The sequence below is a fragment of the Zeimonas arvi genome (assembly GCF_008039575.1).
GTDB classification, from domain to species: Bacteria; Pseudomonadota; Gammaproteobacteria; order Burkholderiales; family Burkholderiaceae_E; genus Zeimonas; species Zeimonas arvi.
Genome location: NZ_VDUY01000003.1, coordinates 415927 through 436671, shown reverse-complemented (window position 1 = coordinate 436671; position 20745 = coordinate 415927). Strand labels below are relative to the sequence as shown.

The window sequence follows — 20745 nt, the reverse complement described above, 5'->3', positions numbered from 1 at the left end:
TGGGAGTCGCCGCGCCGCCGTGTCACTCCTTGACTGCGCCGGTCATGCCGGAGACGTAATACTCGACGAAGAAGGAGTAGATCACCGCCACCGGCAGCGACCCGAGCAGTGCGCCGGCCATCAGCGAGCCCCAATGGTAAACGTCACCCTCGACCAGTTCCGTGATCACGCCCACCGGCACCGTCTTGACCTCCGACGAGGACACGAAGGTCAGCGCATAGATGAACTCGTTCCAGGACAGGGTGAAGGCGAAGATGCCGGCCGAGATCAGGCCCGGCACCGCCAGCGGCAGGATGATCTTGACGAGGATCTCCCAGCGGGTCGCGCCGTCGATCAGCGCGCATTCCTCGAGCTCGTAGGGGATGGAGCGGAAGTAGCCCATCAGCAGCCAGGTGCAGAACGGGATCAGGAAGGTCGGGTAGGTGAGGATCAGCGCCCAGCGCGTGTCGAACAGGCCCAGGTTGAACACGATGGCCGCCAGCGGGATGAACAGGATGCTGGGCGGCACGAGGTAGGCGAAGAAGATCGCCAGGCCCGCAGGCCGGGCGCCCTGGAAGCGCAGGCGCTCGATCGCGTAGGCCGCGAGCACCGAGGCGAACAGCGAGAAGAAGGTGGACACCACCGACACGATCATCGTGTTGAGCAGCCACTCGGGGTAGGGCGTCTCGAACAGCAGCTTGCGGAAGTGATCCAGCGTGGGGCTGGACAGCCAGAACGGGTTGCCGTCGCGATCAAGCAATTCGGCGTTCGGCTTGAACGAGGTCATCCCCATCCAGTAGAAGGGGAAGAGCAGCACGAAGACGAAGATGCCGAGCGGCATGTAGACGGTGACCCAGCGACGGGGCATCGACTGCAGGAAATCCATTCCGACGCTTTCCTTCTGTTCCGCCATGTGAGCTCTCTGCGCGTTTCGTTGGTTCTGGTGGTCGACGGTGTCGGCTCAGCGGTCGGTGCCGCCCTGCTGCCAGGCGCGGCGCTGCAGGCCGAAGTAGCTGAACAGGATCGCCGCGAGGAGGAAGGGCACCATCGAGATCGCCAGCGCCGCGCCCTCGCCCAGCGCGCCGCCCGGGATGGCGCGCTGGAAGGACAGCGTGGCCATCAGGTGCGTGGCGTTGAGCGGGCCGCCGCGGGTGAGCACGTAGATCAGCTGGAAGTCGGTGAAGGTGAACAGTACCGAGAAGGTCATCACGACCGCGATGATCGGCGTGAGCATCGGGAGCGTGATGCTGCGGAACTGCTGCCAGGGTGTGGCGCCATCGATGGCGGCGGCCTCGTACAGGCTCGGCGAGATCGTCTGCAGGCCGGCCAGCAGCGAGATCGCCACGAAGGGAATGCCGCGCCAGACGTTTGCCGCGATCGTGGAGAAGCGCGCCGCCCACGGGTCGCCGAGGAAGTTGACGTACTCGTCGATCAGCCCGAGGCGCGTCAGCACCCAGCTGATCACCGAGAACTGCGAGTCGTAGATCCACCAGAAGGCGATGGCCGACAGTGCGGTGGGCACGATCCAGGGCAGCAGGATCACCGCCCGGAAGAAACTCTTGAAGGGCAGGTGCTTGTTCAGCAGCAGGGCCAGCCACAGGCCCAGCACGAACTTCAGGATGCTGGCGACGATCGTGTAGAAGAGCGTGTTGAACAGCGAGAGCCGCGCCACGCTGTCGCCGAACAGGAACGCGTAGTTCTCGAGCCCGATGAATTCTCCGCCCCGGCCGATCTTCGTGTCGGTGAAGCCCAGCCAGACGCCGAGCCCCAGCGGATAGGTGAGAAAGACGAGCAGCAGCAGGGCAGCCGGCACCATGAACAGGATGCCCAGCGCGTTGCGATTGTTCTGGATCCTGGCAAGCACGACGATCCGCCCGGTAGGTTTGAAGAGAATTGACGGTCGCGGCACCCCCCTCGAAGGGGCGGCGCCGCGACCGGGGTCAGCTCGGCCCGATCAGACCTTGTAGTAGCGCTCGGCGCGCTTCTGGGCGCGCTCGGCGGCTTCCTTGGGCGAACGCTGGCCCGACGCGGCCTCGGCCATCATGTTGACCACGATGAAGTCGGCCATCGCGCCTGCCGACGCGTAGCCGAGCTTGCCCGGCCAGCCGCCCGGCCGCATGATCTTGACCGCGTCGCGGTAGGGCGTGTGCTTGGCGTCGACCGTCCAGATCGGGTTCTTCGAGTACGCGTCGAGCGGGTGCGACACGTAGCCGATCGCCGCCTGCATCCACGGGCCGTACTGCTCTTCTTCCATCATGAACCGGATGAACTCCTTCGCGGCGTTCGGGAACTTCGTGTGCTTGAAGATCATCTGGTTGAAGAAGAGGTTGAACTCGGTGGGCTGGCCCGCCGGTCCGATCGGCATGTTGGCGTGGTTGATGTCGGCCGCCATCTCCTTGAGCTTCGGATCGTTCGAGGTCTTGGCCGCGTAGTAGACCGAGATGCCGTTGCAGGTCAGGCTGATCTGGCCGTCGAGGAAGGCCTTGTTGTTGTTCGGGTCGAGCCAGGCCAGGGTTCCCGGGGCGAAGGTGGGGTACAGCTCGCGGATGTATTCCAGCGCCTTGATCGTCTCGGGGCTGTTGATGACGACCTTGTTGTCCTTGTCGACCAGGCTGCCGCCGAAGGCCCACAGGAGCCAATGGCACCAGGTGTTGCCGTCGCCGGTGGCGTTGCCCAGCGCGAAGCCGGCAGGCGTGCCCTTGTCCTTGAGCGCCTTGCACAGCTTCAGGAAGCCGTCCGTGTCCTTCGGGAAGCTGTCGAAGCCGGCCGCCTTCATGTGGCTGGTGCGATAGACCATGCAGTTGCCTGCCGCGCCCAGCGGGATGCCGATCCAGTTCCTGCCGTCGGGGCGCAGGTACTGCTCGCAGACCGGGTACCAGCCGCCGTACTTCTTGCCGAGGTAATCGGCCAGGTCGGTCACGTCGACCAGCTTCTCGGGGTAGAGGTTGGCGTCGTCGTTGGTCGACAGGATGATGTCGGGGCCGGCGCCGGTGTTCGCGGCCACCGCCGCCTTGGGGCGGACGTCTTCCCAGCCCTCGTTGTCCACGCGGACTTCGACGCCGGTCTGCTCGGTGAATTTCTTGACGTTCGCCATGTACTGGTCGATGTCGCCCTGCACGAAGCGGCTCCAGCGCAGCACGCGCAGTTTGGCGCCCGGCTCGGGCTTGCCGGCCCATTGCGCATGGGCGCTGGGGATCCAGAGCGCGGGCGCGGCAACCGCCGTGCCTGCGGCAACCCCGGCGGTGGTTTTCAGGAAGTCGCGGCGTTGTGTCATGGTGTCTCCTCCGTCTGTTGCGGGTGGGTGTCGGCTGCGATCCGCGGACCAGTCCGCTAGAGCCGCTTGCCGCTTGCTGCGTCGAACACGTGAATCGCCTCGGGCGAGGGCTCGAGGAAGATCTTCGAACCCGGGTGGAAATCGTGACGCTCGCGGAACACCGCGGTGAGCTCGCCCGACGCGCACTTGGTGAACACCTGCGTATCGGCGCCGGTGGGCTCGATCACGACCACCTCGGTGGGGATGCCGGCGCCGCCGAGCGTCAGGTGCTCGGGGCGGATGCCGAACACGACCTTGCGGCCCGGGTCGGCCTTCAGCCCGGGCGTGGGCACGCGGGTGCCGCCGGCCAGCTCGACGCTCGCGCCGTCGGCGCCGATCGTGCCGCCGAGCATGTTCATGGCCGGCGAGCCGATGAAGGTGGCCACGAAGGTATTGGCCGGATGGTCGTAGAGCTCGAGCGGGGCGCCGAACTGCTCGACGATGCCGTCGTGCATGACGACGATCTTGTCGGCCATGGTCATGGCCTCGATCTGGTCGTGCGTGACGTAGATGGACGTGGTCTTGAGCCGCTGATGCAGCTCCTTGATCTCGGTGCGCATCTGCACCCGCAGCTTGGCGTCGAGGTTCGACAGCGGCTCGTCGAACAGGAACACCTGGGGCTTGCGGACGATGGCCCGGCCCATGGCCACCCGTTGGCGCTGGCCGCCGGAGAGCTGGCGCGGGTAGCGGTCGAGGTACGGGGTGAGGCCCAGGATGCCCGCGGCCTCGTTGACCCGCTGGTCGATCTCGGCCTGCGGGCGCTTGGCCAGCTTGAGCGAGAAGGCCATGTTGTCGCGGACCTTCATGTGCGGGTAGAGCGCGTAGTTCTGGAACACCATCGCGATGTCGCGCTCTTTGGGCTGGACGTTGTTGACCACCCGGTCGCCGATCCGGATCTGGCCGGCGGAGATTTCCTCGAGTCCCGCGATCATGCGCAGCAGCGTGGACTTGCCGCAGCCGGAGGGCCCCACCAGCACGCAGAACTCACTGTCGGAGATGGAGATGTCGACGCCGTGGATGACCTTGGTGGCGCCGAATGATTTCTGCACGCCTTCGATGCTGACGGATGCCAAGCAGAGTCTCCTGATGAACCGTTCTCGTTATGCCCCGAGCGGATCGATGCCGGCCGGAGTCTTGCGGATTGTTTTCGGACTTTACAGCATCGTAGCCGCGACGTGCAGATGTGGAAACCGCTTGACGCGGGTCAACGGGTCGCCGCGCACTGGCGTGCACAGTCGGAATGCCCAGGCTTTTCCTCGTTCGTTCCTCGATGAAACCCGTTCCCAGCGCATCGAACGCCCTCGCGAGCGCGCTCGAGCAGCGCCAGCGTGCCGCGGCGCGCTGGCGGGCGCTCGCGCTCGACTCGGGGCGGATCGACAGCAGCCTCGCGGCCACGCTCGCGCGGGTCAACGCCAGCGAACAGCAGCACGCCGAGCAGCTCGCCCGCGAGTTGCCGATGATCGAGGGCGAGGAGCTGCTCCGGATCGTCGATGCCGGCGCGGAGTCCGACGAGCCGGGATCCGACGCAGCCGGGCCTGCCGGCGCCGCCGCGCGTCAGGCGGGCAGGGTCGCGCGCGCGCTCGAGGACGCGCTCAGGCAGGAGCGCCGGTTGCGGGCGGCCTTCGAGCAGCTGGCCGCGCGAGCGCCCGACGACGCGGTGAAGGTCCGCGCGCTGGCGCTCGCGCTGGCGGAAACCCGGCACCTGAGGGTGCTGGAGGAGGCCGTCGCCTCGCTGCGATGTAAGCTCTAGGGATGGCGGGCCGGCCGCAGTCCGCGCGATCGAACGCCAGACTTCACCAAGGAAGAAGCCCGACGATGAAAATTCCGCTTCAGATCAGCTTTCACGACATGCCCGTTTCCCCCGCGCTCGAGACCCTGATCCGGGAGAAGGCCGCCAAGCTCGAGCAGTTCCATCCGAACATGACCGGATGCCGGGTCGTGGTCGACAAGCCGCACAACCACAGCCAGCAGGGCGAGCAGTTCGCGGTGACGGTGGACGTCTCGGTCCCCGGCGCGAACCTGGTCGTGAATCACGTCCGCAACGAGGACGCCAACGTCGCGGTTCGCGACGCCTTCCTGGCGGCGCGTCGCCAGGTCGAGGATCACGTGAGGCGCAAGCAGGCCGAGGTCCGCCACCCGGGCCAGGCCCCGATGGCCGAAGCCCCCGAAGCGCCGGAAGTCTGAGGCAGGCTCAGGCCAGTCCTGCCGCGCGCGCCGTGCTGGCGCGCGCCACCCCCACTTTCTCGCCGGCCACCAGGATCTCCTCCCAGGTGGTGCCGTCGACCGGAATGCCCTCGGCCAGGCGCTTCGCGCGGGTCTCGCGCTCGGGCTCGCCGGCGATCCGGACCTTGTCCACGCCGGGCGAGGGCGGCGATTGCCGCAGGGATTCCACGAAGGCCAGGCTCTCGCTGGTGAACGACTCGCCGCCGCCGCCGGCCCGGGACGGGTCGATCAGGATGGTCAGCATGCCGTTGTAAACGCGGCGGCTGCCGTCGTGCGGCGTGTGCCAGGTGCCGCCGCCGGTCAGCGCGCCGCCCAGCAGTTCGCAGACCACCGCGAGCCCGGAGCCCTTGTGCTCGCCGAAGGGCAGCAGCGCGCCCCAGGGCGGGATCACGACGTAGCGCGGGTCGTCGGTCGGCTGGCCCTTGTCGTCGATCAGCCGGCCGGGCGGGACCTTCTCGCCCTTGTTGTGCGCCACGCGCATCTTGCCCTGCGCGACCGCACTGGTGGCGAAATCGAGGATCATCGGCGGCTGGCCGTCGAGCGGCACGCCGATGCAGCAGGGGTTCGTGCCGAAACGCGCATCGGAGCCGCCGAAGGGCGCCACGCTCGGGCGGGTCATCACGTTGACGAAATGCAGGGACACCAGCCCCTCGGCGGTGGCCTGCTCGGCCCACTGACCGATCCGGCCCAGGTGATGGGCGTTGGCCAGGGTCATGATGCAGGCGCCGTGCTGGCGCGCGCGCGCGATGCCCATGGCCATCGCGGCCTTTCCGATCGTCTGGCCATAGCCGCGCTCGCCGTCGAGCGCGAGCAGCACGCCCGAGTCCATCTTCACGCTGGGCTGGCGGTCGACCAGCAGGCCGCCCTCGAGGAGCGACTCGACGTAGCGCGGGATCATGCCCACGCCGTGCGAGTCGTGGCCGGTCAGGTTGGCGCCGACCAGGCTCTCGGCGACCTGTTGCGCCTCCCCACCCGAGCTGCCGCCGGCCGACACGATGGCGGCGATGGCGCGCGTGAGGGCCTGCGATTCGATCGTGATGTATTCCGCCATGCCTGTCGTCTCCTTCCGGCCACCGTGGCCAATGGGTCTGCAGTTTACTGCGCGGTGGCCGGGCCCCGAGGGCGGCTCGGTACAATCGAGCGCGATCCCGGAACGAACCGGTACGGATCGGCGCCGGAACCAGAACCAGAACCAGAACCAGAACGAAAGGAGCCCCGATTGGAACTGCCCGTGAACGCCTTCAAGCACGCGATCGCCGCCGGCCGGCCGCAGATCGGCCTGTGGTCCAGCATCCCGTCGAACTACACGGTGGAGGTGATCGCGGGGGCAGGTTTCGACTGGATCCTGCTCGACACCGAGCACTCGCCCAACGACCTCGAGTCGGTGTTCTCGCAGCTGCAGGCGGCAGCGGGCTATCCGCAGACCTCGGCGATCGTGCGCGTGCCCTGGAGCGACCAGGTCATCCTGAAGCGCTACCTCGACGCCGGCGTGCAGACGGTGCTGATCCCCTTCGTGTCCACCGCCGAGGAGGCGCGCGCGGCGGTCTCCTACACCCGTTATCCGCCCAAGGGGGTTCGCGGCGTGGGCGGCACCACCCGGGCCACGCGCTTCGGCCGGGTGCGCGACTACACGAAGCACGTCGAGCGCGAGCTCTGCGTGCTGGTGCAGGTGGAAACGAAGCGGGGCCTCGACGAGATCGAGGCGATCTGCGCGGTCGACGGCGTGGACGGCGTGTTCATCGGGCCGGCCGACCTGCACGCCTCGCTGGGCTACACCGGCGAGACCGGCAATCCGGATGTCCTGCCCCTCATCGACGACGCGATCCGCCGGATTCGCGCCGCCGGCAAGGCGCCTGGCGTGCTCACGCCGGTCGAGTCGCTGGCCCGGCGCTGGCTCGACTGCGGCGCGCTGTTCGTGGCGGTGGGCGCCGACGTGGGCGTGCTGGCGCGCGGCGCCGAGGCGCTGGCCCAGCGCTTCAAGGCCTGACGGCGAGCGGATCCGGGCCATGCAACTCGAGCTCGACAAGCGCGTCGTCGTCGTGACCGGCGCCAGCAAGGGGATCGGCTTCGCCTGCGCGAAGGCCTTCGCCCGCGAGGGCGCCACCGTCGTGGGCGTGTCCCGCTCGGCCGAAGCGCTCGAGCGGGCGCGCGAGCGGCTGGCCGCCGAGGGGCTGGCCATGGCGGTGGTGGCGGCCGACCTGCGCGACGCCGATGCCGCGCTCGCGGCGGTGGGCGAGATCGAGGCCACGATCGGCCCGATCGAAGTGCTGGTCAACTCGGCCGGCGCGGCGCGGCGCTACGGCCCCGACGAGCTCGATGCCGCCGCCTTCAGGCAGGCGATGGACGCCAAGTACTTCACCACGGTCCACATGATGGAGCCGGTCGCGAAGCGGATGGCCGCGCGCGGCCGCGGCGCGATCGTGAACATCGTCGGCCAGGGCGGCCGGCAGGCCAGCACGATGCACATCGCCGGCGGATCGGCCAACGCGGCGCTGATGCTGGCCACGGTCGGCATGGCCCAGGCCTGGGCGGCCAAGGGCGTGCGGGTCAACGCGATCAACCCCGGCCTCACCCGGACTTCGCGGGTCGAGGAGGGTCTGGAGGCCGAGTCGCGCGCCACCGGTGCGAGCCGCGATGCGCTGCTGGCGAAGTCGATCGCGAAGATCCCGCTCGGCCGCATGGCCGAGCCCGAGGAGATCGCGGACGTGGCGCTGTTCCTGGCCTCGCCGCGCGCCTCGTACGTATCGGGTGCGATCGTGCCGATGGACGGCTGCGCGGCCTCGGTGATCTGAGCGCGGCGCACCGCGATGCACGAGTCGGGCATTCCCCACCTGCGCGAGGCGCTGCTGTTCCTCGCGCTGGCCGGGATCCTGATCCCGCTGCTGCAGCGCTTCCGGATCAGCAACGTTCTCGGCTTCCTGGTCGTGGGCCTGGTCGTCGGGCCCTTCGGGCTGGGCCGCTTCGCGGCCGACCTGCCCTGGCTCTCCTGGCTCTCGTTCTCGGGCGGGCCGGGCGTGGCGGCGCTGGCCGAGATCGGCGTGATGTTCCTGATGTTCTCGATCGGCCTGGAACTCTCCACCGAGCGCCTGTGGGCGATGCGTCGCTGGGTCTTCGGCGCGGGCACGCTGCAGATCGTGGTGACCGCGGTCGTGGTCGGTCTGATCGCGGCCCGCTTCGGCCACGCGGCCGACACCGCGCTGCTGATCGGGCTCATCCTGGCCTTTTCCTCCACCGCGGTGGTGATGCAGTTGCTCAGCAGCCGGCACGAGCTCGGCACGCCGACCGGGCGCTCGGTGTTCTCGATCCTGCTGATGCAGGACCTGGCCGTGGTGCCGGTGCTGATCCTGGTCGGGACCCTGGGCAGTCCGGGCGGGGGCGGCGTGACGCTGTCGGTGGCCATCGCGCTGCTGAAGGCAGCCGCGGCGATCGCGTTCATCTACCTGCTCGGCCGGCGGGTGATCCGGCCGCTGTTCCGCTGGTTCGCCGCCTCCCGGCAGGCCGACACCTTCATGGCGCTGACGCTGCTCAGCTCGCTGGGCATCGCGTCGCTGACCTTCGCCGCCGGACTGTCGATGGCGCTGGGCGCCTTTCTCGCCGGGCTCTTGCTGGCGGAGACCGAGTTCCGGCACGAGGTCGAGGTCACGATCGAGCCTTTCCGCGGGCTGCTGATGGGGCTCTTCTTCATGTCGGTGGGCATGGGCATCGACCCGGCCGCCATCCTGCGCAGCCCGGGCTGGCTGCTGGCGGCGCTGGTTGGCCTGTTCGCACTGAAGTCGCTGGTGGTCGCGGCGCTGGCCCGCGCGTTCGGGCTGGCCACCGGCCGCAGCGTCGAGGCCGGGCTGCTGCTGGGACAGGGCGGCGAGTTCGCCTTCATCGTGATCGGCGCGGCGCTGGCCTCGAAGCTGCTCGATGCGCAGCTCGCGGCCTCGCTGATGCTGCTGATCGGCCTGTCGCTGTTCGTCACGCCGCTGTTCGCGGCGCTGGGCCGGGCGCTGGGCGAGCAGATCGAGCGGGCCCGGACGACGCCTGCGGCCGGCGAGATCGAGTTGCCGCGCGGGCTGGAAGGTCACGTCGTGATCGCCGGCTATGGCCGGGTCGGACAGCTGATGTCGGGGCTGCTCGACGCGCAGGGCATCGCCTGGGTGGCGATCGACGACCGGCCAGCCACGGCGGCGCGCTTCCACTCGAAAGGCCTGCCGGTTTTCGTGGGCGATGCCGGCCGTGCGGAACTGCTGCGCAGGCTCGGCATGGAATCCGCGCGCGTGGTGGTCCTCACGATGGACCAGCCGGCCGCGGCGCTGCACGCGCTGGCCGCGCTGCGGCAGGAGTGGCCGGCCCTGCCGGTGCTGGCGCGGGCCCGCGACGAGGTGCACGCTGCCGAGCTGCGCCGGGCGGGCGCGTCCGTCGTGGTGCCCGAGACGCTGGAGTCGGCGTTGCAGCTCGGGGCCCGGGTCCTCGACACGGCCGGCCTGCCCGAGGAGGCGGTCGCGCGGCTGGTCGAGCTGGAGCGCGGGCGTCGCCAAGCCTCGTGGAGCGCCGGCGGCGCGCGCCGCGAGGCGGACTGAACCGGGGCTTGGTCGCGGGCGCTCGTGGGGCGGCCTCAGCGCGGCGGTTTCGCCGGCCTGCTCCGACGCGCCGCTTCGCGCGCGCCGACGTCGGCGATCCAGGCCTGCGCGGTGACCAGGTCGCCGTAGCAGGCCACCTGATCGGTGACGGTGCGCGCGGCGCGCTCGAGCAGCTGGATGTCGGCCTCGTGCTGGCGCGCCACGTGCGGATCTTCCAGGAACAGCACCCGCTGGCAGGCGCCGTCGAGCAGCAGCTCGGCGATCTGCGCGTCGCCGCCCAGCGGCCCGCTCTTCAGCGCGCGGACCCAGTCGCCCTGTCGTTCCGGGCGCAGTTCCCGGGCCAGGGCATTCAGCAGCCCTCCGGTGGTCCCGGTGGCCACCCGCATCGCGAATCGGTCGAAGAAGTCGAAGTGCGCGCGGACCAGCTCGATCATCTCGGCCTTGCGCGCGTCGTGGGCCACCAGCGCGATCGCCTGCGAGCCGAAGTCGAAGACCGGGTCGAGCGCCGGGTTGGGCGCGGCGCCGGCGGCCACCGCGCGCAGTTCGAACCACTCGCGCGCACCGAGCAGCGTCGACAGGAAGGGCCGGGCGTGGATGATGCACTGGCGCTTGAGCGCGACCGCCTCGGGGAAGGTCGACGACGGATCGACCGGGTCGATCAGGTAGATCGCCGCGTGGATCGCGCCGGCGGGATCGGGATCGACGACCCGCGACACCAGCCGCATCAGTCCGCCCGCGCGGCCGTAGGGGTAGCGGACCAGACCCTGGTAGCCCTCGAGCAGGCCTTCGCGGCGGATCGCGTCATGGGTGCGGCCGACTGCGAGCAGGGTGGGCCGAAGCGGGCCGCGGACTGCCGGTTCGATCTCGCGGATCAGCCGGAAAAGCGCGGCGTCGGGCGCGTCGTGGTGCAGGCGGTTGGCGGCGAGGCCGATGCGCAGGCAAGGGGCATCGGAACGGGAAGGGAGACGGGAGCAGGGCGAGGGAGTGGGCGGAGGGGATGACATGGGGCGGATCGCTTAAGCTTGTGGCGGTCGATATCGAATGATGCCTGCGTGACGATGACGAAGCACAGCCTGCCCCAACCCCGTTTCGACGAGTTTCCGCGCCACGAAGAGCTGGGGCGGCTGCTGCGCGGTTATGCGCAGGCGCGTCCGGACCTGTTCGAGCTGCGCGAGCTGGGGCGCAGCTGGGAAGGGCGCGAGATCTGGCTGCTGGTGGCGACCCATCGCGCCACCGGGCCGGACACCGACAAGCCGGCCTTCTGGGTGGACGGCAACATCCATGCGGCCGAGCTGACCGCCTGCACCGCGGTGCTGTACTGGCTTCACCAGCTGGCCACCGGCTACGGCAGCGACCCGAAGATCACCGCGCTGCTCGATACCCGCTGCGTCTATCTGTGCCCGCGGCTCAACCCGGACGGCGCCGAGCTGGCGCTGGCCGATCGGCCGCGGCACATCCGGTCCTCGACACGGCCGTATCCCTTCGACGAGGCGCCGGTCGAAGGCCTCGCCGTCGAGGACGTCGACGGCGACGGCCGCGTCCTCACGATGCGGATCGAGGATCCGCACGGCGGCTGGAAACGGCACCCCGAGGAGCCGCGCCTGCTCGTGCCGCGCGAGCCCGGCGATCTGCAGGGGCCCTTCTACCGGGTGATTCCGGAGGGCCTGCTGACGAACTGGGACGGCGTGTCGGTCAACGTCAACCGCGACCGCGAAGGCCTGGACCTGAACCGCAACTTCCCGCCCAACTGGCGGCAGGAGTTCGAGCAGGTCGGGGCGGGGCCCTTCCCGACCAGCGAGCCCGAGGTCCGGGCCATGGTGCAGTTCGTGGTCGATCACCCGAACATCGGCGCGGCGGTCAGCTTCCACACGCACAGCGGCGTGATCCTTCGGCCGATGGGCGGCGAGTCCGACGAGCAGATGATTCCCGAGGACCTGTGGACGATCAAGCGGCTGTCGAAGCTCGGCGAGACGCTGACCGGCTACCCGTCCGTGAGCATCTTCCACGATTTCAAGTACCACCCGAACGAGGTGATCAGCGGCACGCAGGACTGGTTCTACGAGCACCTGGGCGCGCTGTTCTGGACCGTGGAGCTGTGGGCGCCGAACCGCGAGGCCGGCATCACCGGCTACGACTGGATCGGCTGGTACCGCGAGCATCCGCCCGAGGACGACCTGAAGCTGCTGGCCTGGAGCGACGCGCAGTGCGGCGGCAAGGCGCATGTCGACTGGTACCCGTTCGAGCATCCGCAGCTGGGCCGGGTCGAGCTGGGCGGCTGGGACCGGATGAACTACTGGCGCAATCCGCCGCCCGAGCTGCGCGAGCGTGAAGTGGCCCGCTTCCCGGACTGGCTGGCCGCGCTGGCGCTGTCGCTGCCCCGGCTCGAGCTGATCTCCGCCGAGGCCGTGCCGCTCGGGCACGACGCCGGGGCCGATGGCGAGCAGCCCTGGCGCGTGCGGCTGGTCGTCGGCAACGCCGGCTACCTGCCGCAGTACGTGACGAAGCGCGCACAGGCGCGCAAGACGGTGCGCGGCGTGGTGATGTCGATCGACCTGCCCGAGGGCGCCGAACTGGTATCCGGCAAGCATCGGGAAGAAGCGGCGCAGCTGGAAGGCCATGCGCCTGCGACGTCCTTGCAGGCCTTCCTGCCCGCGCGCAGCGTGACCGGCGACCGAACGCACCGCGACTGGATCGTGCGGGCGCCGGCCGGCGCGACGCTCGTGCTCGCGGCCGACGGCGGGCGTGCCGGCAAGCTTCGCGTGGCGCTGACACTTGGGCCTTGATGCCCGGGTTCGCTGCGCTCGGCTCGCGCCGCGCCGCGGACCGGGGCGGCGGCCACGCCGGGGCGGTGGCGGCGACCGTACCGGCGCCGGGGCCTGACACTGCCGCCGGCGGGCGGCCCGGCCGGACCGGGACGGCCGCGCCCGGCGGGTATAGGCTGTGAGCATCGACGGCCCGCGCTCGCCTGGCAGGCGAGGCCGGGCAATCCGCGACGAGGCGCCACGATGAACGACCGAACCGACCTTCCCGAAGACCTGCTCGCGCGCCGCGTGGCCACGATGCGCAGCTCCGCGGTGCGCGACCTGCTGCACGACGCGCGTCGGCCCGGCATGTTGTCGCTCGCGGGCGGGCTGCCGGCGCCGGACCTCTTCGACGTCGAAGGTCTTCGCGCCGCGGCGGACGCAGCGCTCGCCCAGGCCCCTCGCGAAGCGCTCCAGTACGGCACGACCGAGGGCGACACGGCGCTGCGCGCGCTGCTCGCGGCGGGCCTTCGCGCGCGCGGCGCCGCGGTGCCCGACGACGCGCCGCTGGTCACCACCGGCTCGCAGCAGGCGCTGGACCTGGTCGCTCGCGCGCTGCTCGAACCGGGCGACGGCGTGGTCGTGGAGCGGCCGGGTTACCTCGCGGCGCTGCAGGTCTTCGCGCTGACCGAGGCCCGCTGCGTGGGCGTGGGCGGCGACGCGCAGGGCCTGTGCGTCGACGACCTGCCCGAGCGCCTTGCCCAGGGTCGGCAAGCGCCGGCCGGCCGGCAAGACCGTGCGAGCGCATCGCGCGCCGACGGCCGCCTGAAGCTGGCTTACGTGGTGACGAACTTCGCCAACCCCACCGGCGCCACGCTGAGCCTGGCTCGGCGCATCGCCCTGCTCGAGTGGGCGGTGCGCAATCGGGTGTTCGTGCTCGAGGACGATCCCTACGGTGGCCTGCGCGTCGAGGGCGAGCACCTGCCGCCGCTCCTCGCGCTGGCCGAGCGCGTGCCCGGCGCGGCCGACTGGTGCGGCTACGTGTCGTCGCTGTCCAAGATCCTGGCGCCCGGCCTGCGGATCGGCTACGCGGTGCTGCCCGAGTGGCTGCGCGGACCGGTGGTGCGCACCAAGCAGGCGTTGGACCTGCACACTTCGACACTGACCCAGGCGATCGCCGCCCGCTACCTGGCCGGCGGCCGTCTCGACGCACGGATGCCCGCGATGCGCGAGGCCTACCGCGAGCGCCGCGATGCGCTGTGCGAAGCGCTGGCTGCCGCCTTCGGCGACACGCTGCGAGTATCCAGGCCCGACGGCGGCATGTTCGTCTGGGCGCGCTTCACCGACGGCACGGACACCACCCGCCTGCTGCCGGTGGCGCGCGATGCCGGGATGATCTTCGTGCCGGGCGAGGCCTTCTACGACGCGGCGCCGGACCGCGCCACGCTGCGGCTCAGCTTCGCGACCGCCACGCCGGCCCAGCTCGCCGAGGCGGTGTCTCGGCTGGTTTCGGCGCATCGCGCGCTGCGCGAGCGCGCGCCGGCGCCCGACGGGGCTTCTGCGGCGAGCGAGCAGGGCGATGCTTCGCCGCCCGACAATCCGACGGCCCGCGTCCCGGAGGCCAACGCTTCGGCGGCCCGTCAAGCGGGCGCATCCGCGCCGGCCAGCGCCGCCGCGATTCGTGACGCCTGCGTCGAAACCGCGCTCGAGGCCTGGGAAGACGCCGGCATGCGCGGCCTGTGCGCCGAAGGCCGCTGGGAAGTCGCGATCGGCGCGATCCGCTCGCTGGACCTCCACGCGATCGCGCCGCGGGACTGACGGCGCGCGGGCCGGCAGGGTACGGCCACGGGCCGCAGGCGTCCGGCCCGCATGGCACGCCATCCAGGGTCGGCGCGCTGCCCGCTGTCGCCGGGCATTGTGCAAGCCGAGCGCCACCGAAAGAAATCTCGCGGGACCCGATCGTAGGGGCGAAGCCCCTTACGAGGCGGGTGCGAGATTTCGAGGTGGGCGAGGGCAGCCCCGCGCAGCGGGGCCGCAGCACTTGCCCGGCGACAGCGGGCAGCGCGCCGACCCGGGCGAATGCCAGCGAGCCGGATCCCGGCGCCCCGGCGACCTGCTCAGCTGGCGAGCCGCCCGAGCAGCAGGTACTCCATCAGCGCCTTCTGCGCGTGCAGCCGGTTCTCCGCCTCGTCCCACACCACCGACTGCGGCCCGTCGATCACCTCGGCGGTGACCTCCTCGCCGCGGTGCGCCGGCAGGCAGTGCATGAACACGGCGTCGGGCGCGGCCACCGACATCATTTCGGCGTCGACGCGCCAGTCGGCGAAGGCCTTGCGGCGCTCGTCGTTCTCGGCCTCGAAGCCCATGCTGGTCCACACGTCGGTGGTGACCAGGTGCGCGCCGCGGCAGGCCTGCATCGGGTCGGAGAACTGCTCGAAGTGGTCGGTGCCGAACAGGCCTGCGCGCTCGGGTTCGACCTCGTAGCCCGGCGGCGTGGACACGTGCACGTTGAAGTCGAGCAGCTCGGCCGCCTGCAGCCAGGTGTTGCAGACGTTGTTCGAGTCGCCGATCCACGCGACGGTCTTGCCGGTGATCGGGCCGCGATGCTCGATGAAGGTGAAGATGTCGGCCAGGATCTGGCAGGGGTGGTACTCGTTGGTGAGCCCGTTGATGACCGGCACCCGCGAGTTCGCCGCGAAGCGCTCGACGATCTCCTGTTCGAAGGTGCGGATCATGACCAGGTCGCACATCCTCGAGATGACCTGGCCGGCGTCTTCCACCGGCTCGCCGCGGCCGAGCTGCGAGTCGCGGGTGTTCAGGTAGATGGCCGCGCCGCCCAGCTGGTGCATGCCGGCCTCGAAGGAGAGCCGGGTGCGGGTGCTGGCCTTCTCGAAGATCATGACCAGCGTGCGGTCGGCCAGCGGGTGGTAGGTCTCGTAGCGCTTGAAGCGCTCCTTGATGATCCGCGCGCGCAGGAACAGGTACTCGATCTCCTCGCGGGTCAGGTCCTTGAACTGCAGGAAGTGCTTGATGGTCATGATGGGCATCCGGACGTCAGGCCGCCTGGGCCTGGGGCCGTTCCAGGAAAGCGCGAACCAGCGGCGCCAGCCTGTCGACCAGTCGCTGGGCATGCTCGCGCGTGAAGATCAGCGGCGGCAGCAGCCGGATCACGCGATCGGCGGTCACGTTCAGCACCAGTCCGGCGTCGAGCGCCGACTTGACCAGCTCGCCGCAGGGTCGGTCGAGCTCGATGCCGATCATCAGGCCCTGGCCGCGCACTTCGGCCACGCCGGGAAGCCCGCCGAGCTCGCGCCGGAAAGTCTCGATCAGCCAGCCGCCCACGTCGGCCGCGTTCTGCAGCAGGCCGTCTTCCTCCATCGTGGAGATGGTCACCAGGCCGGCGCGCATGGCGAGGGGGTTGCCGCCGAAGGTGGTGCCGTGGTTGCCCGGCTGGAAGACTTCGGCGGCGGCGCCGCGCGCGACCACCGCACCGATCGGCACGCCCGAGCCCAGGCCCTTGGCCAACGGCATCACGTCGGCCTCGATGCCCGCCCACTGGTGGGCGAACCACTTGCCGGTGCGGCCGGTGCCGCACTGGACCTCGTCGATCATCAGCAGCCAGCCCTTCTGGTCGCAGATCCGGCGGGCCTCGCGCAGGAACTCGATGCCGGCGGGCTGGATGCCTCCTTCGCCCTGGATGGCCTCGAGGAAGACCGCGACCACGTTGGACCGCTCGTCGGCCACCTTTTGCAGGGCCGCCGCGTCGTTGAGCGGAATCCGCACGAAGCCCTCGACCAGCGGCTCGAAGCCCTTCTGCACCTTGGCATTGCCGGTGGCCGACAGGGTGGCCAGCGAGCGGCCGTGGAAGGCCTTGTCGAAGACGACGATCTCGGGCATGGCCACGCCCTTTTCGTGGCCGTACTTCCGGGCGATCTTGATCGCCGCCTCGTTGGCCTCGAGCCCGCTGTTGCAGAAGAACACGTTGGTCATGCCCGAAAGCTCGACGAGCTTCGCGCCGAGCTGGGTCTGCAGCGGCACCTCGAACAGGTTCGAGCTGTGGATGATGCGGGCCACCTGCTCGCGCAGCGCCGCGACCAGTTTCGGGTGGTTGTGGCCCAGCGTGTTGACCGCGATGCCCGACAGGCAGTCGAGGTAGCGCTTGCCATCGGTGTCGAAGAGCCAGGCGCCGTCGCCGTGGCTGAAGGCCACCGGAAGCCGGCCATAGGTGTTCATCAGCGGAGAGGTCGCTGCCATCGCGGAATCCTTGTTCTGTTTGCGCGGCGCCGGGGGAGTCCGGGGCCGCAGCGGACCGGGGGGCCGCGCCGGAGCGCGAGCCGCATTCCCGATTGTAGGGGAAGCCCCCCGCCTGGCCAACGACGGTGGAGCCGGCCGCTATAATCGCGTGCTTGCGCTCGTGCGCTGCCCATGATGCCCGACACCCCCGCCGTCCAATCCTTCGTCATCCTCGGCGTGACCGGGAGCGGGCGACCTTTCCGGCCCAGCGACTGGGCCGACCGGCTGTGCGGCGTGATGTCCGGCTTCAGGCCGACCGGCAGCGTGGCCGACGCCCGCCTCAGCTACTCCCCCTACGTCATGCCCGGCTTTCACGACGGCATCCGCTGCGTGACGGTCGACGCCCGGCTTCACGGCATCGAGCCGATGGCCTACGATTTCCTGCGCCGCTTCGCGGCCGACAACGACCTGAAGGTCGTCGTGTGACCCGATCCCGGGTCGGCGGGGCCTTGCGCCGGCGCAGCGTTACAATCGCCCGACCGGGTCGGGTCTCCGATCCGCAACAATTCCCAACGTGGAGGATTCCGGAGATGGATCGTCGTTCCCTGCTCAAGGCCGGCGCAGCCGGCTCGGCCGCGCTCGCCGCGCCTTTCGTCGTGACCCGCGCCGCGCACGCGCAGAACTACAAGGCCGAATACCGGCTGTCCACCGTCGTGGGCACCGCATTTCCCTGGGGCAAGGGCGCCGACATCTGGATCAACCTGGTGCGCGAGCGCACCCAGGGCCGGATCAACATGAAGCTCTACCCCGGCGTGTCGCTGATCAACGGCGACCAGACCCGCGAGTTCTCGGCCATCCGCCAGGGCGTGATCGACATGGCCGTCGGTTCCACGATCAACTGGTCGCCGCAGGTCAAGGAGTTGAACCTGTTCTCGATGCCCTTCCTGGCACAGGACCACGCGGGCCTCGACGCCATCGTGCGCGGCGAGGTCGGCGACCGGGTGATGAAGATCGTCGAGAAGGCCGGCGTGGTGCCGCTGGCCTGGGGCGAGAACGGCTTCCGCGAGCTCACCAACTCCAAGCGCGAGATCCGCACGCCGGCCGACATGAAGGGCCTGAAGTTCCGGATCGTGGGTTCGCCGATCTTCACCGAGACCTTCACCGCGCTGGGCGCCAACCCCACGCAGATGAGCTGGGCCGACGCGCAACCCGCGCTGGCCTCGGGTGCGGTCGAGGGCCAGGAAAACCCGATGCACATCTTCACTGCCGCCAAGCTGCACACGCTGGCGCAGAAGTTCGTGACGATGTGGGACTACGTCGCCGATCCGCTGATCTTCGTCGTGAACCGCGACATCTGGAATTCGTGGTCGCCGGCCGATCGCGACATCGTCCGCCAGGCCGCCGTCGAGGCCGGCAACCAGGAAATCGCGATCGCGCGCAAGGGCCTGACCAAGGGCGACATGTCGATGGTCAAGGAGGTCGAGGCGCTGGGCGTCAAGGTGACCCAGCTCACCGCCGACGAGAAGGCCCAGTTCCAGAAGGTGCTCGAGCCGGTCTACAAGAAGTGGGCCAAGCAGATCGGTCCGGACCTGGTCAAGAAAGCCGAGGCCGCCGTGGCCGCCAGTCGCAAGGCCTGACGCCCTTCTCGGGGCCCGAGGGCTGGCCCGGGCGCGGCATGCCGCGCGCCGGACCGAAGGCCGGGGTGGAAACGCCTCGGCCTTTTTCCATCGGTTCCCGTGCTGTCGCTTCCCGCACACCTTCCACTCGATGACCGGCCCGCCGCGTGCGCGACACGTCGGCGGTCCCCCAAGCCAAGATGCCCGATCCGGACAAGTTCGCAGCACCCGCCCCTGACCTGCCTGCCGACCCGGCTGCCGCGACCCGGGCCGGGCGGCCGCGCCGTCTTCCCGAGGACTGGGTGGGCGCGCTGGCCATGGCGCTGCTCACGCTGATCACCTTCGCGAACGTGCTGGTGCGCTACCTCACCAACGAGTCCTTCGCCTGGACGGAGGAGATCTCGGTCTGGCTGATGGTGGTGGTGACGATGGTGGCCTCGGGTGCCGCGGTCGTCCGCGACCGGCACATCCGGATCGAGATCTTCTTCCTGGGCGGCTCGGCGGCCCGGCGGCAACGCCTGGCCACGCTGTCCTCGCTCGCCACGGTCGTGGCCTTCCTGCTGCTCTTCGGCCTGGGGCTGCGCCTCTTCTGGGACGACTACCGTTACGAGGTCACCTCGCCGGGCATTGGCGTGCCGCAGTGGTGGTACACGATCTGGCTGCCGCTGCTGGCGCTGGCGATCTCCGCCCGCGCGCTTCACAGGCTCCTGAAGGGGGCGCGCGCATGATCGGGTTCGCGATCTTTGCCGCCTTCATCGTGCTGATGCTGGCGGGGGTGCCGATCGGCGTGGCGCTGACGCTCGCCGGTTCGGTCGGTATCGGGCTGGCCGACCTGGGCTGGCTGTCGATTCCCAACAATTTCTATGCGGGCATCGCCAAGTACCCGCTTCTGGCGTTGCCGATGTTCGTGCTGGTGGGCGCGGTGTTCGAGCGCTCCGGCGTCGCCAAGCGCCTGGTCGATTTCGCGGTGGCGCTGGTCGGGCGCGGGCCCGGCATGCTGCCGCTGGTGGCGATCGGCGTGGCGATGTTCATGGGCGGCATCTCCGGGTCCGGCCCGGCCACCGCGGCGGCGGTCGGCGGCGTGATGCTGGGGGCGATGGCGCGCGCCGGTTATCCGCGCGACTACTCGGCCACGGTGATCGGTTCGGCCGCGGCGGTCGACATCCTGATCCCGCCCTCGGTGGCCTTCATCGTCTATTCGGTGATGGTGCCGGGCGCTTCGGTGCCGGCGTTGTTCGCGGCGGGCGTCGTGCCCGGGATCCTGGCCGGGCTCTCGCTGATGGTTCCCGCGGTATGGCTGGCGCGCCGGCATGGCTTCGGCGCGAACGAGGCCGCCGAGCCGCGCCCGCCGTTCTGGCGCGCGCTGCGCGAGGCTAGCTGGGGTCTGTTCGCACCGGTGCTGATCCTGGGCGGGATGCGGATGGGCTGGTTCACGCCGACCGAGGCCGCGGTCGTGGCGGCAGTCTATGGCGTGTTCGTGGGCATGGTGGTCTACCGGACGATCGGGTTGCGGGAACTCTTCGACACCCTGGTCGAGGCGGCCGAGACTTCCGGAATCATCATGATCGTGGTGGCGCTGGCCAGCATCTTCGCCTACACGGTCAGCACCCTGGGCATCGTGGACCCGATCGCCAGGATCGCCCAGGACGGCATCCTGAACTCCTGGGCGGCGCTGGCCGTGGTGGTGGTGGTGCTGCTGCTGGTGGGCATGGTGCTCGACGGCATCTCGATCTTCCTGATCTTCGTGCCGCTGCTGGTGCCGCTGATGCGGGCCTACGACTGGGACCCGGTCTGGTTCGGCGTGCTGCTCACCTACATGGTGGCGATCGGGCAGTTCACCCCGCCGATGGCGGTCAACCTGATGGTGGCGGCACGGATGGCGGGCGTGGCGATCGAGCAGACCGCCCGCTGGGCGGTGTGGTTCGTGTTCGCGATGATGACGGCGCTGATCGCGCTGATCGCGGTGCCGGATCTGGTGTTGTGGCTGCCGAACGCGCTGGGCTATTGAGTGTGTTCAGGTCGTTTCTCGGAAGCCGCCCGCAAGTCCCTGTGCGGAATGTGTATTTTTTTCCGCA

The 20745-nt window shown here is 70.0% G+C and carries 19 protein-coding genes; 11 read left to right on the top strand and 8 right to left on the bottom strand.

Translation table 11 applies throughout. From position 1 onward, the window contains the following. Positions 1-22: 22 nt before the first annotated feature. The 4 genes from FHP08_RS09465 to FHP08_RS09450 all read right to left on the bottom strand — a co-directional run bounded on the left by FHP08_RS09465 (position 23) and on the right by FHP08_RS09450 (position 4341). Positions 23-865, bottom strand: coding sequence for a carbohydrate ABC transporter permease (locus FHP08_RS09465; RefSeq protein ID WP_407704005.1), 843 nt, complete (start codon positions 863-865; stop codon positions 23-25). Positions 866-940: 75 nt separating this feature from the next. Next, positions 941-1843 carry a carbohydrate ABC transporter permease gene (locus FHP08_RS09460; RefSeq protein ID WP_187272239.1) on the bottom strand — a complete coding sequence of 301 codons (903 nt, stop codon included), beginning with the start codon at positions 1841-1843 and terminating at the stop codon, positions 941-943. A 90-nt stretch (positions 1844-1933) separates the two neighbouring features. Further along, a complete protein-coding gene (locus FHP08_RS09455) occupies positions 1934-3253 on the bottom strand; it encodes an ABC transporter substrate-binding protein (protein WP_147704196.1) in 1320 nt (439 codons plus the stop codon). Between the two features lie 56 nt (positions 3254-3309). Then, positions 3310-4341 (bottom strand): ABC transporter ATP-binding protein, encoded by a 1032-nt coding sequence (locus FHP08_RS09450; RefSeq protein WP_407704013.1) that lies wholly within the window; start codon positions 4339-4341, stop codon positions 3310-3312. A 221-nt stretch (positions 4342-4562) separates the two neighbouring features. Here FHP08_RS09450 and FHP08_RS09445 point away from each other — a divergent pair, with 221 nt between their 5' ends. Continuing rightward, on the top strand, positions 4563-5042 hold the full coding sequence (locus FHP08_RS09445) for a ferritin family protein (RefSeq protein ID WP_147704194.1): 480 nt from the start codon (positions 4563-4565) through the stop codon (positions 5040-5042). 65 nt (positions 5043-5107) lie between these two features. Then, positions 5108-5476, top strand: coding sequence for an HPF/RaiA family ribosome-associated protein (locus tag FHP08_RS09440; RefSeq protein ID WP_147704193.1), 369 nt, complete (start codon positions 5108-5110; stop codon positions 5474-5476). 7 nt (positions 5477-5483) lie between these two features. Here the strand turns inward: FHP08_RS09440 and FHP08_RS09435 are convergent, their stop codons facing one another. Continuing rightward, positions 5484-6566, bottom strand: a complete 1083-nt coding sequence (locus tag FHP08_RS09435) for a malate/lactate/ureidoglycolate dehydrogenase (protein WP_147704192.1) — start codon at positions 6564-6566, stop codon at positions 5484-5486. Positions 6567-6734: 168 nt separating this feature from the next. Between FHP08_RS09435 and FHP08_RS09430 the strand changes: the two genes are divergently transcribed. From FHP08_RS09430 to FHP08_RS09420, 3 genes are read left to right on the top strand one after another with little or no spacing between them, the layout of a single operon-like run. Then, positions 6735-7502, top strand: coding sequence for an HpcH/HpaI aldolase family protein (locus FHP08_RS09430; protein ID WP_147704191.1), 768 nt, complete (start codon positions 6735-6737; stop codon positions 7500-7502). Positions 7503-7521: 19 nt separating this feature from the next. Next, positions 7522-8307: an SDR family NAD(P)-dependent oxidoreductase gene (locus FHP08_RS09425; RefSeq protein ID WP_147704190.1), complete on the top strand. Its 786-nt coding sequence runs from the start codon at positions 7522-7524 to the stop codon at positions 8305-8307. Positions 8308-8322: 15 nt separating this feature from the next. Then, positions 8323-10080 (top strand): cation:proton antiporter domain-containing protein, encoded by a 1758-nt coding sequence (locus FHP08_RS09420; protein ID WP_147704189.1) that lies wholly within the window; start codon positions 8323-8325, stop codon positions 10078-10080. A gap of 35 nt (positions 10081-10115) precedes the next feature. Here FHP08_RS09420 and FHP08_RS09415 read toward each other — a convergent pair whose 3' ends face one another. Further along, on the bottom strand, positions 10116-11084 hold the full coding sequence (locus FHP08_RS09415; protein WP_147704188.1) for a methylglyoxal synthase: 969 nt from the start codon (positions 11082-11084) through the stop codon (positions 10116-10118). 54 nt (positions 11085-11138) lie between these two features. Here FHP08_RS09415 and FHP08_RS09410 point away from each other — a divergent pair, with 54 nt between their 5' ends. Next, positions 11139-12863 (top strand): M14 family metallopeptidase, encoded by a 1725-nt coding sequence (locus FHP08_RS09410; protein ID WP_147704187.1) that lies wholly within the window; start codon positions 11139-11141, stop codon positions 12861-12863. Positions 12864-13085: 222 nt separating this feature from the next. After that, positions 13086-14639, top strand: coding sequence for an aminotransferase-like domain-containing protein (locus tag FHP08_RS09405; RefSeq protein WP_147704186.1), 1554 nt, complete (start codon positions 13086-13088; stop codon positions 14637-14639). Between the two features lie 299 nt (positions 14640-14938). Here FHP08_RS09405 and argF read toward each other — a convergent pair whose 3' ends face one another. Both argF and FHP08_RS09395 read right to left on the bottom strand, forming a co-directional pair. Further along, positions 14939-15859, bottom strand: coding sequence for an ornithine carbamoyltransferase (gene argF, locus FHP08_RS09400; RefSeq protein ID WP_147704185.1), 921 nt, complete (start codon positions 15857-15859; stop codon positions 14939-14941). A gap of 16 nt (positions 15860-15875) precedes the next feature. After that, entirely contained in the window at positions 15876-17075 is a 1200-nt protein-coding gene (locus tag FHP08_RS09395) for an aspartate aminotransferase family protein (protein WP_147704184.1), read from the bottom strand. A 174-nt stretch (positions 17076-17249) separates the two neighbouring features. On the opposite strand from FHP08_RS09395, the gene FHP08_RS09390 reads away from it, so the two are divergent. From FHP08_RS09390 to FHP08_RS09375, 4 genes are all read left to right on the top strand, one after another. Further along, a complete protein-coding gene (locus FHP08_RS09390) occupies positions 17250-17540 on the top strand; it encodes a DUF3579 domain-containing protein (protein WP_147704183.1) in 291 nt (96 codons plus the stop codon). 104 nt (positions 17541-17644) lie between these two features. Continuing rightward, complete coding sequence (locus FHP08_RS09385; protein ID WP_147704182.1) at positions 17645-18691, top strand: DctP family TRAP transporter solute-binding subunit; 1047 nt, start codon at positions 17645-17647, stop codon at positions 18689-18691. A gap of 179 nt (positions 18692-18870) precedes the next feature. Then, a complete protein-coding gene (locus tag FHP08_RS09380; protein ID WP_147704181.1) occupies positions 18871-19398 on the top strand; it encodes a TRAP transporter small permease in 528 nt (175 codons plus the stop codon). Continuing rightward, the gene (locus FHP08_RS09375) at positions 19395-20678 is read left to right on the top strand and encodes a TRAP transporter large permease (protein WP_147704180.1); all 1284 of its coding nucleotides are present in this window, start codon (positions 19395-19397) and stop codon (positions 20676-20678) included. Before FHP08_RS09380 ends, FHP08_RS09375 begins: the two co-directional genes overlap by 4 nt. Positions 20679-20745: the final 67 nt, after the last annotated feature.

Bases quoted from the DNA above. Each gene is read 5' to 3' on its own strand.
- FHP08_RS09420 (WP_147704189.1), top strand. From the start codon at position 8,323: ATGCACGAGTCGGGCATTCCCCACCTGCGCGAGGCGCTGCTGTTCCTC.
- FHP08_RS09425 (WP_147704190.1), top strand. From the start codon at position 7,522: ATGCAACTCGAGCTCGACAAGCGCGTCGTCGTCGTGACCGGCGCCAGC.
- FHP08_RS09395 (WP_147704184.1), bottom strand. From the start codon at position 17,075: ATGGCAGCGACCTCTCCGCTGATGAACACCTATGGCCGGCTTCCGGTG.
- FHP08_RS09465 (WP_407704005.1), bottom strand. From the start codon at position 865: ATGGATTTCCTGCAGTCGATGCCCCGTCGCTGGGTCACCGTCTACATG.
- FHP08_RS09380 (WP_147704181.1), top strand. From the start codon at position 18,871: ATGCCCGATCCGGACAAGTTCGCAGCACCCGCCCCTGACCTGCCTGCC.
- FHP08_RS09390 (WP_147704183.1), top strand. From the start codon at position 17,250: ATGCCCGACACCCCCGCCGTCCAATCCTTCGTCATCCTCGGCGTGACC.
- FHP08_RS09385 (WP_147704182.1), top strand. From the start codon at position 17,645: ATGGATCGTCGTTCCCTGCTCAAGGCCGGCGCAGCCGGCTCGGCCGCG.
- FHP08_RS09375 (WP_147704180.1), top strand. From the start codon at position 19,395: ATGATCGGGTTCGCGATCTTTGCCGCCTTCATCGTGCTGATGCTGGCG.
- FHP08_RS09405 (WP_147704186.1), top strand. From the start codon at position 13,086: ATGAACGACCGAACCGACCTTCCCGAAGACCTGCTCGCGCGCCGCGTG.
- argF (WP_147704185.1), bottom strand. From the start codon at position 15,859: ATGACCATCAAGCACTTCCTGCAGTTCAAGGACCTGACCCGCGAGGAG.
- FHP08_RS09440 (WP_147704193.1), top strand. From the start codon at position 5,108: ATGAAAATTCCGCTTCAGATCAGCTTTCACGACATGCCCGTTTCCCCC.
- FHP08_RS09455 (WP_147704196.1), bottom strand. From the start codon at position 3,253: ATGACACAACGCCGCGACTTCCTGAAAACCACCGCCGGGGTTGCCGCA.
- FHP08_RS09435 (WP_147704192.1), bottom strand. From the start codon at position 6,566: ATGGCGGAATACATCACGATCGAATCGCAGGCCCTCACGCGCGCCATC.
- FHP08_RS09415 (WP_147704188.1), bottom strand. From the start codon at position 11,084: ATGTCATCCCCTCCGCCCACTCCCTCGCCCTGCTCCCGTCTCCCTTCC.
- FHP08_RS09410 (WP_147704187.1), top strand. From the start codon at position 11,139: ATGACGAAGCACAGCCTGCCCCAACCCCGTTTCGACGAGTTTCCGCGC.
- FHP08_RS09445 (WP_147704194.1), top strand. From the start codon at position 4,563: ATGAAACCCGTTCCCAGCGCATCGAACGCCCTCGCGAGCGCGCTCGAG.